The 16142-nt window shown below is 37.8% G+C and carries 10 protein-coding genes; 5 read left to right on the top strand and 5 right to left on the bottom strand.

Translation table 11 applies throughout. The features are described from left to right. The first annotated feature begins 41 nt into the window (after positions 1-41). From EA341_RS13890 to EA341_RS13870, 5 genes are all read left to right on the top strand, one after another. Positions 42-212, top strand: a complete 171-nt coding sequence (locus EA341_RS13890) for a Lacal_2735 family protein (RefSeq protein ID WP_293015619.1) — start codon at positions 42-44, stop codon at positions 210-212. Between the two features lie 255 nt (positions 213-467). Then, complete coding sequence (locus tag EA341_RS13885; RefSeq protein ID WP_293015618.1) at positions 468-1826, top strand: DUF6600 domain-containing protein; 1359 nt, start codon at positions 468-470, stop codon at positions 1824-1826. Between the two features lie 183 nt (positions 1827-2009). Next, complete coding sequence (locus EA341_RS13880) at positions 2010-3248, top strand: ROK family protein (RefSeq protein ID WP_293015617.1); 1239 nt, start codon at positions 2010-2012, stop codon at positions 3246-3248. 36 nt (positions 3249-3284) lie between these two features. After that, positions 3285-6569: a VCBS repeat-containing protein gene (locus EA341_RS13875; protein ID WP_293015615.1), complete on the top strand. Its 3285-nt coding sequence runs from the start codon at positions 3285-3287 to the stop codon at positions 6567-6569. Between the two features lie 5 nt (positions 6570-6574). Then, the gene (locus tag EA341_RS13870) at positions 6575-7915 is read left to right on the top strand and encodes a vanadium-dependent haloperoxidase (protein ID WP_293015613.1); all 1341 of its coding nucleotides are present in this window, start codon (positions 6575-6577) and stop codon (positions 7913-7915) included. Positions 7916-7938: 23 nt separating this feature from the next. Here EA341_RS13870 and EA341_RS13865 read toward each other — a convergent pair whose 3' ends face one another. The 5 genes from EA341_RS13865 to EA341_RS13845 all read right to left on the bottom strand — a co-directional run bounded on the left by EA341_RS13865 (position 7939) and on the right by EA341_RS13845 (position 16007). Then, on the bottom strand, positions 7939-8829 hold the full coding sequence (locus EA341_RS13865; RefSeq protein ID WP_293015612.1) for an ROK family protein: 891 nt from the start codon (positions 8827-8829) through the stop codon (positions 7939-7941). A 144-nt stretch (positions 8830-8973) separates the two neighbouring features. Next, positions 8974-9990: a LacI family DNA-binding transcriptional regulator gene (locus EA341_RS13860; RefSeq protein WP_293015610.1), complete on the bottom strand. Its 1017-nt coding sequence runs from the start codon at positions 9988-9990 to the stop codon at positions 8974-8976. Positions 9991-10062: 72 nt separating this feature from the next. After that, on the bottom strand, positions 10063-11205 hold the full coding sequence (locus EA341_RS13855) for a glycoside hydrolase family 18 protein (protein ID WP_293015608.1): 1143 nt from the start codon (positions 11203-11205) through the stop codon (positions 10063-10065). Positions 11206-11273: 68 nt separating this feature from the next. Further along, positions 11274-12845, bottom strand: coding sequence for a SusD/RagB family nutrient-binding outer membrane lipoprotein (locus EA341_RS13850; RefSeq protein ID WP_293015607.1), 1572 nt, complete (start codon positions 12843-12845; stop codon positions 11274-11276). A 33-nt stretch (positions 12846-12878) separates the two neighbouring features. Continuing rightward, a complete protein-coding gene (locus EA341_RS13845; RefSeq protein WP_293015606.1) occupies positions 12879-16007 on the bottom strand; it encodes a SusC/RagA family TonB-linked outer membrane protein in 3129 nt (1042 codons plus the stop codon). Positions 16008-16142 lie beyond the last annotated feature (135 nt).

The following is a 16142-nucleotide window of genomic DNA, read 5'->3' as shown; positions in this document are numbered from 1 at the left end:
GAACCAAACGGTCTATTTCGAGTTATACCTAAAAAGAAAATATGTTCGGACTATTTAAGAAAAAAACAGAAATTGAAAAGCTTCAAGAGGAATACAAGCAGTTGCTTGAAAAATCTCACAAAGTTTCCCACAGCAATAGGACTGAAGCAGACAAGTTGATGGCACAGGCAGAAGATGTTGCCAATAAAATTGATGATTTAAAGAAAAAATAAAGAATTAAAACCGGCCTTGAGCCGGTTTTTCTATTTATGATGCTATTTTTTTAGATTATTTTCCACTTAGCTAGTGAAGCATTTCCAATTGCTTGACAATCACCGTCTATATTAAGTTAAATTCCAAAAATAGGCCCAATATAAAAATTTGCTAAAACGGTTTTGCTAATTTTTTATTACTATTTTTAATATTTTTTCAAAACTTAATTTCATTTTTTAGCGTAAAATCAACCAAACGCACAAAATCCTACTATCATGAAAACTACAATCCTATATCGAATGTGCATGGTGTTGATGCTAGGCATTGGCATCGCTCTGATGAACAGGGCTCATGCAAGTCACCATTACAACGGTAGTGTTTCTTTTCAGGTATTCTATAATGAATTGGCTCCTTATGGAGACTGGGTAATGGATCCGAATCACGGTTATGTCTGGGTACCTTATGTAGATAATAATTTTCAGCCTTACGTTACCAATGGTTATTGGACCATGACCAACTTTGGCAATACTTGGGTTTCCAATTATAATTGGGGCTGGGCTCCATTTCATTACGGAAGATGGTTCTGGGACGATTTATATGGTTGGGCTTGGGTTCCTGGTTATGAGTGGGGACCAGCTTGGGTAAGCTGGAGAACTGGTGGAGGCTATTATGGATGGGCACCACTTGGACCAGGAATGCATGTAAATATTGGAATCTACATGCCTGCTAGACATTGGGTATTCCTTCCTCAGAGAAGATTTAGAGCGAGGTATTTCCATAGATACTTTATACCAAGCTATAATGTGGTAAATGTTTACAATAATACTACCATAATCAACAACACCTATGTAAACAACAATACTACATACTATACTGGTCCTTCAGGAAATGAGCTTCAAAGAACTACCAGGTCAAATATCCCAGTTTATCAGGTTAATGAAACTAGCAGACCCGGTAGAGCAACATTAAACAATAACTCCTTAAATGTATACAGACCTCAAATTGCTTCCTCAAGATCAGCAAATGAAGCTGCTAGGCCACAGAGAGCGATCAAGGCAGAAGAGTTCAAAAGGTCTGACGCAAGAAGCAGAGTCAATAGTGCAAATTCGGGTAATCAGAATACTCAAGGAGTAAGGAGTGCAGGCTCGGCTACGAGAGCTAATAGTCAAGCAGCGAGGACTCAAACTGGTCAACAACCGCAGAATAGAACTGCTGCTCCTGATGCGAGAAATAATAGCCGAAATGCTACTTTGGGTAATACCAATAGCAGGGATAATCAGAATATCAACACTCCTGGAACTAGAAGCAGTACCAGGGTACAATCAGGTACTAACCAAAGAACGGAATCACCATCTGTAAATTCCAGAAATAGCAGGCCTCAAAATAATACTGCTGTAAGATCAGGATCCAATAATAGGTCTAGTAGCCCTGCCGTCAGAAGTGGGACGTCAAATAGACAAAGTAGCCCAACAGTCAGAAGTGGTTCCTCAAGTAGGCAAAGTAGTCCGGCAGTAAGGAGTAGTGCTCCAAGCAGACAGAGTTCTCCTTCTGTCAGGTCGGCGCCAAGCAGAAGTTCTTCTTCTGGCACTTCTTCCAGACAATCTTCCAGCAGAGGTGGAAGAGGCAATAATTAAATCAAACAAGCTATCCCTAATAGGGGTAGCTTTTTTTCTTCTTATATTTTTTTTACAGAATTAAAGAGTTCTAGAAAAAATAGAGCTATTTCCAGATAGAAAGTTCGATATATCCTCTATTTTTTTACTTAAGCTCTTTTATTATTCTCTAAAAATTTACTTATTTGATTCAAATTTTTATTTATGAATCTGATCAACCCAAAAAAATCGCTAGAAAAAACCGGTGGTGTAGTAGAAATGAAGAGCTACATCAATAAATTGAAACTGATAAAAAATCTTTACACAAAAGGAAGTAACACTGCCGGAGAAATGTGTAATGAAGTAGGCATCAGTTTACCTACTGTCAATTCACTTTTGGGTGATCTCATGAGCTCTGGTGAAATTATCAAACATGGGAGGGCAGAATCTCAAGGAGGAAGAAAACCTGATCTTTACAGATTAGCGGATGACTCGTTTTATATCGTTTCTGTAGATATAAATAAATTTAGGACAAGAGTCTCAGTATATAATAGTCAAAATAAATCTGTTTCAGAACCAGCAGTTTTGAAAATCCAACTCAACAATGAGAAGGAGACTTTTGAGAAAATATGCGATTTCATACTGCAACATAAAGATGACACCGGATTAGATGATCAAAAAATAATCGCTATTGGTATATCAATGCCTGGCCTAATTGATTCTGCAAATGGCATTAACCACACTTACCTGAAATTTGGAAAAAAGAGTTTGGTTGAAAATTTCGAAAACAAGCTAGGAAGGCAGGTTTTTTTAGAAAATGATGCCAGGGCAATGACCTTAGCTGAATTTAAATTTGGACATAACGAATCATATAAAAATGTATTGGGAATATTCATAGGTTGGGGTATTGGAATTGGAATCATAATAGACGGTAAACTCTACCATGGGGCTTCCGGATTTGCCGGTGAGTTTAGCCACTCACCTATTTTTGAGAGCCATGACAATAGTACAATAAATAAAAACACCAGTCTTGAAACTGTTGCTTCAGGAACTGCCATTGTAAAGATGGCAAAAGAAGCTATTCAGCTAGACGAGGATTCTATTTTGGCTAGAATGGTAAAGGAAAACAACAATGATATTGAACCGACCCTTGTCGTGGAAGCCGCGCTTACTGGTGATCAAAGGGCTATTACTATACTTTCTGAGGCCGGTCTTTTCCTTGGGAGAGGTATTTCAATCCTAATTCAGCTTTTAAATCCTGAATTGATAATACTTGGCGGTTCTGTAGCAGAGGCAAAACAATACTTGACCATCCCTATTCAACAAGCGTTGAATATATACAGTATGCCAAAAACAAGAGAAAGTACAGAACTACTGATTTACAAATTAGGGAAAGAGGTAGGGCTTCTTGGAGGTGTAGCTGTGGTTAACGAGAAAATATTTGAGGAGATTTTCCAAGCCTAGGAGACAATCTCTTTATCAAGAAGAAAGGAATATAACATGAAATCTTTACTGGTTTTCTTATTCGTACCATTCATATTTCTCCTACCTCTACTTCAGTCTGAGCAAAACTCAAACAAAAAAAAGCCTCTTTTTGAAACGATTCCTTCGAGGAAATCTGGTATAAACTTTAATAATAAGTTAACTGAAGATCGGAGTAATAATATTCTTACGTACGAATATTTCTATAATGGAGGAGGCGTAGCTGTAGGAGATTTTAACAATAATGGGCTTGAAGACATTTTTTTTACCGGTAATATGACCGACAATAAACTTTACCAAAACCTCGGGAACTTTAATTTTAAAGACATCACCAAAACTGCAGGGGTAGCAGGTAAAAAATCTTGGACTACAGGAGTTAGTGTAGTCGACATCAATGGTGACGGCTTCTTGGATATTTATGTATGTTATTCAGGAAATGGAAGCTTGGATAGCAGAAGAAATGAGCTTTACATAAATCAGGGAGACTTGACTTTCAAAGAATCTGCAAAGGAATACGGTTTAGATGATCCCTCTAATTCCACACAAGCACTCTTTTTTGATTATGACAATGACGGTGATTTAGATTTATTTCTTCTAAATCACCACATTGAGGTCATCAATGAGATCGAGTTTGATGAAGCTAGAGAAAAAAAACATCCTTTTGCAGGGGATAAGCTATTTAGAAATGATAACGGGAAGTACATTGATATCAGTGATGAGGCCGGCATCAAAAGTACCGCTTTGGGGTTTGGACTTGGAGTAGTTGCATCTGATATAAACGGAGATGGGTGGATAGATTTATATGTCAGTAACGATTACATAGAACCTGATTACCTTTATATCAATAATAGAGATGGTACATTTACCGATCATCTCCCAACTTATTTACAGCATATATCTCACTTCTCCATGGGTTTGGATATCGCAGATATCAACAACGATGGCCTGGTGGATATTTTTACTTTAGATATGCTTCCCGAGGATAATAAAAGACAAAAACTTTTATACGGGCCTGAAAATTATGAGCAATACGCGCTAATGGTAAACAGAGGGTTTTACCATCAAAACATGCGCAATATGCTACACCTGAATCAGGGGGCTGGGTTATTCAGTGAAATAGGCCAATTGGCTGGAATATCAAATACCGACTGGTCATGGTCAGCACTTTTTTTTGATGCTACCAATAGCGGGCACAAAGATTTATTCGTCAGCAATGGTTATTACCGGGATTATACAAACAGAGACTTTCTCAAATATAAGGGAGACTATTACTTCAAATCTGCTGTGGCCGGTGAAAAAGCCGATACTCTTGAATTGGTAACTTCAATGAGTTCCACTCCTATAGCAAACTATTATTTTGAAAATACAGGTCACCTTCGTTTTGAAAATAAATCCAAAGAGGCTGGAATTGCCCAACCAAATTTTTCAAGCGGGGCAGTCTACGCTGACCTAGATAATGATGGTAATCTGGATCTAATTGTAAACAACATCAATCAAACAGCTTCCATTTATAGAAATACAGGCCATGAAGACAACCGTTACCTCAAAATAAAACTAAAGGGAAATCCGCAAAATCCAACTGGAATAGGAAGTAAAATCCATGTTTATACTCAAAATGGAGAGTATTTTCAAGAACAAATGCCTATAAGGGGATTTCAGTCTTCTGTTTCTCAGGTTATACATTTTGGCTTAGGGAATATAACTGGAGTTGATTCTGTAATCGTTACATGGCCTGGTGGAACATCATCCCGCGTATTGAATCCAAAACTTAACAGTCAGGTTACTATTGAAGCATCTGAGGCCAAAAATAATATTTCCATTAAAGATGAGAACAGGGTTGTATTTTCCCCATCTGATAAAACCCTTCCTTACTCACACGAAGAATATGGATTTAATGATTTCAAAAGACAACCATTATTATTGGAAATGCCTTCCTATCTTGGCCCAATAATGGCGGCTGGTGACATTACTGGAAATGGAAAAGAAGAAATTTTTATTGGCGGCTCTAAAGGATTCCCCGGTAGAGTTTTCTATTTTGAAAATAATGAATGGAGGCCTTTTGATGGCTTTGAGACGAGTGATGAATTTACTGATGCTGACGCGCTGTTTTTTGATGCAAATGGAGATGGATATTTAGATTTATACTTGGCAAGTGGAGGTTATCATGACTATCTCAGTACAGACGAATCCTTACAAGACCGTCTTTATCTAAATGATGGTAAAGGAAATTTAACCCTTCATGATTCCAATATCCCCAAATTGAGAAGCAGTGCTTCAAAGGTAATCAGTGCAGATTTCAATGGAGATGGTTTCCCCGACATTTTTGTAGCAGGAAGACTTATTCCAGGAAAATATCCTGAAACACCAAAAAGTCATCTCTTGATCAATGATGGTACGGGAAAGTTTACTGATCAATCAAGCGATTTCTTACCTCAAGGTGGGAAGTTGGGAATGATCAGAGATGCTTTTGCTATAGACTTAAATCAAGATGGATTTGAAGATTTGATTATGGTTGGGGAATTTACTCCGATCATGTTTTTAGAAAACCAGAATGGTACTAATTTCTTGGATGAAACCAAAAAATACCTCTCTGATAGCCCCTCTGGCTGGTGGACAAAAATTGAGGCTGGAGACTTTACCAATGATGGAAATACAGATTTCATTGTAGGTAACTTTGGGTTGAATTCACAATTCCATCCTACTAAAGAGGAGCCGCTAACACTTTATTATGGAGACTTTGATGACAATACTTCGATCGATCCCATTTTGACCTATTACAACCAAGGAAAAGAATATCCATTTCCAAGCAGGGATGAATTATTGGATCAGATGTATAGTATGAGGAGTAAATTCACAGATTATGAATCTTATGCTTCTGCTGGAATCGAAAAAATCCTTGGAAAAGATGTTGTTAAAAATACCAATAAACTTTATGCCAGTGAATTAAGAACAGTGATGCTAAAAAATAACGGAGGTAGGTTCGAAATTATCAACCTTCCTATAGAGGCCCAGTTCGCACCAGTTTATGCTATTCAGGTGTTCGATTATGATAATGATGGAAATTTAGATTTTTTATTGGCTGGAAATCAATCACAAATTAGATTGAGATTGGGGGTAATAGATGCCAGTTTTGGCCAGCTATTTAAAGGAAATGGACAAGGTCAGTTTAACTTTATTCCACAGTCCGTATCTGGCTTGAATATAAAAGGCGATGTAAAGTCTATTTTAAGTTTGCCTTCAGAGCCAAAAAGACTTTATTTTGGAATCAATAACCAAGAAATAAAAATATTTGATTTTCAATAGGACATATGTCTTTCTTCTACCGCTATATTGCTTTGATATTAGTAACAATTTCTTTTGGTAAAAAAGAATTAAGGGCTGAAAACAAACCTCCAATAGACATTTACATTGATCAGTTGTTCAAAATAACTGAGGTAATGGTTACAGATGTTGCCTCGCCTCCCGCGGCTGCAAGATTTTATGCCTACCCGACATTAGCTGCTCACCTGGCTTGGGAAATTCTAAATGATGCCAATTATAACAAAAATTTATTTACTGTAATCAATCACGACGTCACTCTAGGGTCATATGACACCGAAGGGGTAGATCCGCATTTTGCTTCTGTATATGCAATGTTGGAGGTAGGAAGAAGAATCATGCCCTCCGGAGAGACCTTAACCGAGGTGATGTCTGAGTTTGAAAGGGATTTTTATAAAAATAAATGGATTAAAAAGAAAGAAATTACAAAAAGTAAATCATTTGCCTTACAAGTTGTCGAAAAGATTTTGGACCTGGCGAAAAATGATAACTATTCAAAATTGAGCACACTAATCCGATATAGCCCGAAAAAAGCGGAAGGTTTCTGGTACCCCACTCCTCCAGCCTATATGGCAGCAGTGGAACCCGAATGGCGTACAATAAAAACATTTTTTATAAAAGACCTTGAGCCCTATAAACCATCTCCTCCTGCCGCTTTTTCATTAGATACCAGCAGTTTGTTCTATGATCAACTTACAGAAGTATATGAGGTAACTTCAAGACTTACTGAAACACAAAAGCTTATTGCTAACTTCTGGGATTGTAATCCTTTTATGGTACAATACTCTGGTCATATGGCCATCGGGATAAAAAAGATATCACCAGGAGGACACTGGATAGGAATTACCGGAATAGCAGCACAAAAGGCTAATTTGAATTGGTCAGAAACCCTTTACATCCATACTTTGATAGCAATGGGTATTCATGATGCCTTTGTAAGCTGCTGGGAAGAGAAATATGATTCTGACCGGATAAGACCGGAAACTGCTATCAACAAGTACCTTGATAATTCATGGAGACCATTGCTTCAAACCCCTCCTTTTCCTGAATACACCAGTGGACACTCAGTGATTTCCACCACCAGCGCAGTTATATTGACTGATTACTTTGGTGATAATTTTGATTTCCTAGATACCTCAGAGGTTTATTTTGGCTTACCGGAAAGACACTTCAATTCTTTCGAAGAAGCTGCTAAGGAAGCAGCAATTTCCAGACTTTATGGTGGTATACATTTTAGAGATGCAATTGAAGAGGGTGTCCTTCAAGGGAAAGCTATCGGAAGCTATATTTTACAGTCTTTATCTAAAGAGTTAACAACCCTGGAATATTGATTATTCAACGATGTGAGATTCAATCAGACTGTGGGCTTTGAAAAACTCTCATTTACTGTCTCCAATGTTGCAACCACTCCATAAAGCGCTGATTGTTCGCCCATTTCCGAGAAACCTATTGACTTGTTAAATCCAAGATTCCTAAGACTTTCTTTTACTTCGATACCAAATAGATGCTTTGCTTTGGTGATATTCCCACCAATCACCACATAATCAAAGTTATATTTCAAATCATAGTGATAGATAAACTCAGCAAGGTGTTCTGCATATTCTTGAAATAAAGATTTTAAAGATTCGGCTTTTAATCCATCATCAATAATTTCTTTAAGACCACTATATTTTTTTTGAAGGTTTTTTTCTGCCCAGTTAACAAACCAAGCAGTACCTAAATAATCTTCTGCAATCCCATCTTTAAAAGATTCAGACCAAAGAGCTGCGTCAGTGTATTTTTTGCCAATTTTGAAGGAGGAACCCAAACCTGATCCCAAGGTGATCCCAAAGAGATTTTCGTAACCAACTCCTTTCCCATAATTACTCTCACCTCTCAAAAATGCCTCAGCATCATTGACAAAATATATTAGTTCAGGGGCGATTTGTAGTTTTTGGGAAAGTTCCTTTTTCAATTCAATACCAAAAAGACTTAAAAATTTACCTTGATCCTTAATCCAGAAAACCCCCTTTTCATAATCAAATGGAGCAGGTATTGCCAGGCCAACCACCACTTCATCTTCAAAATTCAAGAATTCTTTAATCAGATCTACCCACTCAGATAAAATTTCATCCTTGCTTCCTAAGGAATTAACTGTTCTCCTACCTCTTCTTAAAAGTGAAGTACCACTGTCAGTTTTTTCAAACAGTGCAACAGAAATATGTGACCCGCCAATATCACCAGCCAAAATTTTGCTATATGCCATCTTGATAATGCTTAAAAATTACTTTGGGTTTAATCAAACCTCTTCTGCATAGTGTTTATAACAGCATGCTAAAAGGTTTTATCTAAATTATGAAAAATAATTAAATCCTCATTTAAGGTTGACCATATTTGTTAATTAAAAGTATCATGAAGATTCTCTTTCGTTGAGTGTATTGGAAAGGACTACCTTTCTTGGTGTATAACCGACTGTAAACTCATCAAGATGAGAAAGCATGGTTTCCATCAGTTTTTCTGAAATCAATTCTAAAGGCTGCTCAATTGCCGTGATTTTTGGTTTATACAAATTAAAAAAATAATGGTCATCAAATGAGACTACTTTAACATGACCCGGTATTTCTCTTCCCAAGGAATCTAAAGCCTGTAATCCTTCGAATGCAAGATAATTAGTTGCAAAAAACACACCATCAATTTCTTCCCTGGATTTAAAAAAATCCAGCAACTCTTCATAAGGCCCCACCTCTGAAAGATTATGAAACTTTAATTCAAACTCAGTAAAAGTTACATCTGCATTTCTAGCTGCCTCTTTGAAACCTGAAGATCTATCCACCATTTGAGTTTGTGATGATTGCACAGTTACAAATGCCAAATTCTTACATCCTTTATTGATTAAATGTTGGGCACCCTCAAAAGCACTCTTTCTATTTTCGACAATCACATGACTACAATCTACCTTGGGCAACCACCTGTCGAAAAGTACTACTGGAAATTCCTCCTTGATTAAGTCTTGAATGGATTCCTCAATATTTGGTGTGGGTGTAATGATGAAGCCATCTACATTTCTCATTTGAAATGTTGAAATCAATTCCTTTGCTTTTTCAGTATCATTATCTGTACTACAATAAATTATTTTATAACCATTTTTGTACGCCTTTTCTTCAATAAACCTTGCAATGGATGAAAAAAACTGATTGGATATATCTTCAGCCATGAAAACAATAATTTTTGATTTCCCAAGTCTCAGACTTTGTGCTACATGGCTTGGCTTATATCCAACTTCTTTAATATAATTTTTTACTTTTAAAATGACTTCATCACTGATTCGTTGCTCTCTGGCCTTTCCATTGATAATGAATGAAACAGTAGTAATAGATACCCCGAGAGCCTTTGCAATATCCTTAATCGAAACTCTTTTTTTTGCCATAAATTATTAAAACCCCATTCGCTTAGTAAAGCAATATGGGGCTTTAATTGATTAAAGTCAAAGGCTTGGACTTTAAGGCTTGTACATTTCTTGGTAAATGGCATTCAATAAAATCCTATCTTCCGAATCCTCATTGTACTCCCAAAACATAGCACCGCCTAAATTATTATTTTTTATGAATCCTACTTTTGCAGCAATGGATTCCGGGTCTTCATATGACACAAAAATATTTTCATCAGAATTCCATAAAAAAGGAGCTTTTGATTCATCATCCCAAAACCTTTGGAAGTTATTTTGAGCTTTAAGGTTTAGGATATCCTTGTAAGGGAATGTTCTATTCCAGTCACCTACTTGATAGAGACCATTATTTTCAGGATTGACATTTTTCCAGCTTTTTCCATAAAAAGCTATTCCCATAACGAGTTTTTCAATTGGAACACCTGCTTCCACATGATCAAAAACTGCCTGAGCGGCTGACCTTCCGTTTTCCAAGCGGTTGTGAAGGTTTGTATGATGTGCTGTGGTATCAGTTCCGGGGCCAACAAAATCATAAGACATTATATTTATGAAATCTAAGTATCTTGAAGCACTCTCAAGGTCATTGACATCCAAGTAGGATTTGAAGCCCGCTGAAGCGATAGTGTTGAGGTAATATTTACCTGTCACACCCTCCAAGCTATCCAAAGCCTGCCTGACAGATTGGAGCATGAATACAAAGTTATCTTTGTCCTCCACTCTGTATACGTTTCCATCTCCCTGCATTCCAGGATACTCCCAATCGAAGTCCAGACCATCCAAATCATGTCTGATTAAATATTCAATTGCTGATTTGGTAAACTCCTTTCGGGAGTCTGAAGTCAAGACTGCATCGGAAAAACCTTTCGACCAAGTCCATCCTCCAATTGAAATCAAAATTTTTAAATCGGGATTTTTTGATTTTAATGAATGAAGCCTTTTGATGTTTTCGGTATCCTGCTCAAATCTCCCCTCACCTTCAGTTACCAAGCCATCGATGACATTAGCAAATGCGTAATTTATATGAGTAAGTTTTTCTGCTTGTATTTGAGCAGTATCTACCCCTTTCCAGCCAGCCACATAACCAATTATTTTTTTCTTTGATTCTTTCTCTATTGGTTGCACAGCTACCTGTGATTTGGAGCAAGAAAAAGAGATAAAGCTAACTAAAAGAAAGACAATGATTTTATTTTTATGCATGTTCATAGTTGAATTAGAATAAAAAAGGTGCCCAAGAGCACCTTTTAAAATTTTAAATAATGTCAATATCAATTACCTCCATCCCACCAAACCTTAGTCATTAGGAAGTCTCCTCCCATTCTGGCTCTGGCTAGCTCATATTCCTGCGGATTGGCTCCAATTTCAGCCTCCCAGTACCTAAGCCTTCTTGGAATTTCATTAGCCTCAAACCTATTTGGATCTTGAGTAGGTTCCAGTACAGGATAGCCTGTTCTTCTCCAGTTAGACCATGATTCAATATCATTCAACCAGGTAGCTGCCCAGTACTCCTCAGCAATGAGTCTTAGTTTATCTTCATTTGAAGCAGAAGCGAAGCCTCTTCCTTGAATATATGCCTCAACTTCACTGGCACTCCTAGCAAAAGAATCATCAAAAGCTGTCCAATAATTGATTGCTCCAGCAACACCATTTTCAAAGTGTCCACTTGCATCTGAACCAATCCAACCTTTTACAGCAGCCTCTGCCTTCATAAGCTCAGTCTCAGCATACGTGATCAAGAAATATGGATCTTCCCAATCCATGTATTTAAGATTTAACATGGAAAACATCCTATTTCCTACTTCATCAAAGAGCGCATGCTCTGATGCTGGCAAGACATTTTTGATGGTCGTAGAGTTATATCCATTAGGCATTCCTCTTTGTGCATCAGGATCCGTATTCCAAGTACTTGGATCTGCATCTGGGTCACCTATACCTCCTGAGACTATCATTAACCTAGGATCATTATTTTCTTTCATCCAATCAATAAATGTTTTACTCACTTTTGCAAAACGTGAATACTTGTAGGTATTCCAATAACCATCGTTCAACCCGTTTCTGTTTACACCAATTGGTCCTGTATCAAATTTAATGATGGCATTATCTGAAATTGATGTAAAAGTTCCATTTCCAGCAGCTTCGGTGAATACTTGCCTGGCCTTCTCAGGGTCCACATTACTCATACGCATTGATATTCTCATCAAAAGCGCATTGGCAAACTTTCTCCACTGATCTATATTTCCTCCATAGATAAAATCCTGATTACCCAATCCTCTAGCTGAGCTACTGAACCTATCTCTTGCTGCTTTCAGTTCTTCCACCATATCATAGTAGATATCCCTTTGATTGTCATAAGCAGGGAACCAGTTATCTTCACTTTCCAATCCCCTCCCAGCTTGGAAATAAGGTACATCGCCGTATAAATCCGTCATTCTATGTAAGTCAAAAACTCTCAAGACAGATGCAGCTGCATTTACGTTTGCTTCGTTGGCGTCATCTCTAGTATTTGCAATAACATGTGCCAATAAGCGAATAACACCAGTGTAGTGTGTTTCCATATATGCGCCACTGTATTGGGCATTATAGAAATATTTATCTCCACTGAAGAAGGCTGCTAATGAAGAAGTATGTTGAATGGCAGGTGCTGCATAGAGCATATTTGCCCTCGTATTTTCATATTCTCCGGCTATCCTCAAAGTGGCTAAAGAGAACAGGTATTGATCATCCATCTCCGTAGCGGCGTTGGGATCAATATTCAAGTCTAAAAGAGCATCTTCATCACATGATGAGAACACTAACATGAGTGCCAGGAATAAGCCTGTTATTTTATGTATAGCTTTCATTTTTATCAAGTTTAATTTTTTAAATAATCCAGCTTAGAAATTAAGATTAATATTGAATCCTAGATTTCTAGTCAAAGGCATCGCGAAGTATTCAAGACCTTGTGCATTGCCTGATACCGTATATCCTGACTCTGGGTGGATATTAGGAACATTTGACCAAAGTAAAGCCAAGTTTCTTCCAACAACTGAAATTGAAGCTGCTTCAAATGGGGTCTTAGCCAGAATGCTATTTGGAAGTGAATAACCAAATGATAATTCCCTTAATTGAATGAAGGAAGCATCATAGACAACATTCTCAGTAACCATAGCATACCTAGAGTAATAATTATCGATCCAATAATTCTCATTATCTCCTGCAACAGCTGGTATATTCCAAGTTCTGGCCTCTCCATTCCTATCAACACCATTGATAGTCAATCCACTTTCTCTCCCTACCAAAGTCTCTTTATGGAGACCATTTGCATAGGCTAAAGCGTTTGTACCAGACATAATACTACCTCCATACCTCATGTCAATCAAAACCATAAGTCTGAAGCCTTTGTAGGTGAAATTATTTGACAAACCTGCTGATACAGGATGTCTACCTTCAGCTAAAGTTTCAAGTCCGTCTGTCCAAACCGGCAAGCCGTCATCATCATACACTTTTTGACCATCTATCATTAAATGTTTGAATCCAGCAATCATACCTAAAGGCTCTCCTACAATATGTCTTATCCTTTCCCTTTGTCTTCTGGACTCATCCAAATTGATAAATTCTATAGGATCTCCGGCGGCATTATTACCTAAGCTTAATACCAAACTTTGGTTATTGGCATAATTCAGTGAGAAATCCCAGCTAAAATCTCTCGTTTTGATTGGATTGACATTTAATAACAATTCAACTCCCCTATTTCTCAATTCACCAATATTGATTATCGTAGAAGGGAACCCTGATGTAGCAGATATTCCTGTAGCAAGGATATCATTTGTGGTGTTACGATCATAATAAGCGACATCTAAACCAACTTTATTATTGAAAAATCTGAAATCAAAGCCAAATTCATATTCTGTAGATAAATATGGTTGTAGTCCTAAATTAGGAATTGAGCCATTATTGATTTGGCCCAAACTTCCTCCAAGGTGTCCGGCGCCAACAAGACCATAGGTCAGGTTAAGCGCATATGGATTGGGTGCTCCTCCACCTGTTTGTCCCCAAGATGCTCTAAACTTTGTAAAAGTGATGAAATTTGGCATTTCTAGCACATCACTCAGAACAAAACTTGTCCCTACCGATGGGTAAAACAATTTGCTGTTTTCCGGTGCTAAAGTAGAAAACTGATCCTGCCTTGCTGTCATATTTAAGAACAGGAAGTTTTTGTATCCAAAGTTGGCAGAGCCGAAGAATGAATTGATACCCCACTCTGAAAAACCATATCCAACCTGAGGTGCAGCTACATTCCTTACACTATGGAAAAATGGCACTACCAAATCATTGCCACCACCTGATAAAGATTCTGAACTTCTTCTCATTCTATTGGCACCTAGCATTGCATCAATAGAAAAATCTCCAATTTCCTTCTGAGCACCTAAAAACAAATCTAGGTTATCCTCTCTGAGTGATCTCTTGATCACGGTATAATCACCCCTTGGCTTATAAGCAGTGCCATAGGCCTCAAAGGTATCATCTGTCCTGGATTGAAAGTCAGTACCTGCTCTACCCATAATGTAAAGCCAATCTGTGATGTCATATCTCAAAGAAAATTTACCCAGCACCCGATCTGTAACATCTTGTCTGGAAAATTGGTAGGCGGCCCAATAAGGGTTAGTAAGGAACACATTGTCTGTATAGCCTAATTCAAAAAGATCTTCTCTAGCACCTAATTTATCTCCAGGACCTTTCATTGCGTCAAATGGTAAGTTTCCCGGCCTTGTGATTGCTGCAAAATTTGCATTACCGGGAGAATCGGACAACCTTGGTCTATTATTTCCCAATTGATTGGAGTATTGAGCGCTGAAATCCAAAGTCAATCTTTCCCCGAGTTTACTGTTGATATTGACATTGAGTACTTTCCTCTTAAAACCGGCATTCGGCATAATATCTTCATTCACTAGATCTGAATAAGCAAATCTGTAAGTGGCATTTTCATTTCCACCACTTAATGCAACTGAATTATTAACAGTCACACCTGTTCTGTAAAAATCATTCAGCCCTTCTCCAGTATGCGAATAAGGTCTAGAAACTCCATCAAACTGTGGAGAATTGGCACCAGTGTACCTACCTCCCCAATGTCCTACTCCTACTTCACGGGCTTCATTGGCACTTCCTGGCATAATTCCATCTCTTCCTGGCCCATATTCCCTTTGGAAATCAGTGCGATCCCACGCACGATCAAATGTCACATTACTATTTAAAGAAACTCCGATTCCTTTTCTAGCCTTACCTGACTTGGTTGTGATCAACACCACACCATTGGCAGCTCTTGCACCATAAAGTGCAGCTGCTGCATTACCTTTAAGTACAGATATACTCTCAATATCATCGGGATTGATGGAAGCAAGTCCATCTCCTGAGTCATTTCCTCCCCACATACCTGCACTTCCAAGATTTCCAGTTTCAATCGGCATACCGTTTACCACATAAAGTGGTTGGTCATTACCGGTAAGAGAAGAACCTCCTCGTATCACCACTCTAGTGGATCCTGCTGCTCCTGAAGCTGGAGGTGAAACGTTGACACCTGCAATTTTACCTGTCAATGCGTTGCCGAGGTTCACAGCTCGGGATTCTGTAAACTTATCTCCACTTACTTGAGTCACTGAGAATCCAAGAGCCTTTTTATCCTTCTCCATACCGAAAGATGTGACCACAACTTCAGCAAGGTCTGACATATCATCCTCGAGTGTCACGTCCAAAGTACTGCGGTTCCCAACTACTATTTCTTGTGTAGTAAATCCGATGAATGAAAATGATAAAACTGTATTGTCTCTTACAGTAATTGAATATCTACCTTCGATATCCGAGGTAGAGCCGGTGTTGGTTTGCTTATCCAGGATATTCACACCCGGAATAGGTTCTCCAGTAGGGTCTACAACCGTTCCAGAGAGTACGCGTGTCTGAGAGAATACTTCCTGAAGAGAAGAAAGTCCCAAAAACAGCACGAACATCATTGGTAAAACTTTGTTCATAAAATTTAGTTTAGGGTTAACTTGATCTATTTTAATTCTGCGGTAAAAAACTTTGTCAAAGTTCTGATTAAATTGATATTTACCATATAAACATACTTTTATAGCAAATAAATTAACTTATAAAGAATAATATTC

The sequence above is a fragment of the Mongoliibacter sp. genome (assembly GCF_007692705.1).
Taxonomy (GTDB): domain Bacteria; phylum Bacteroidota; class Bacteroidia; order Cytophagales; family Cyclobacteriaceae; genus Mongoliibacter.
The sequence above is the reverse complement of the archived record's forward strand: the minus strand, read 5'-3'. Positions and strand labels throughout refer to the sequence as shown.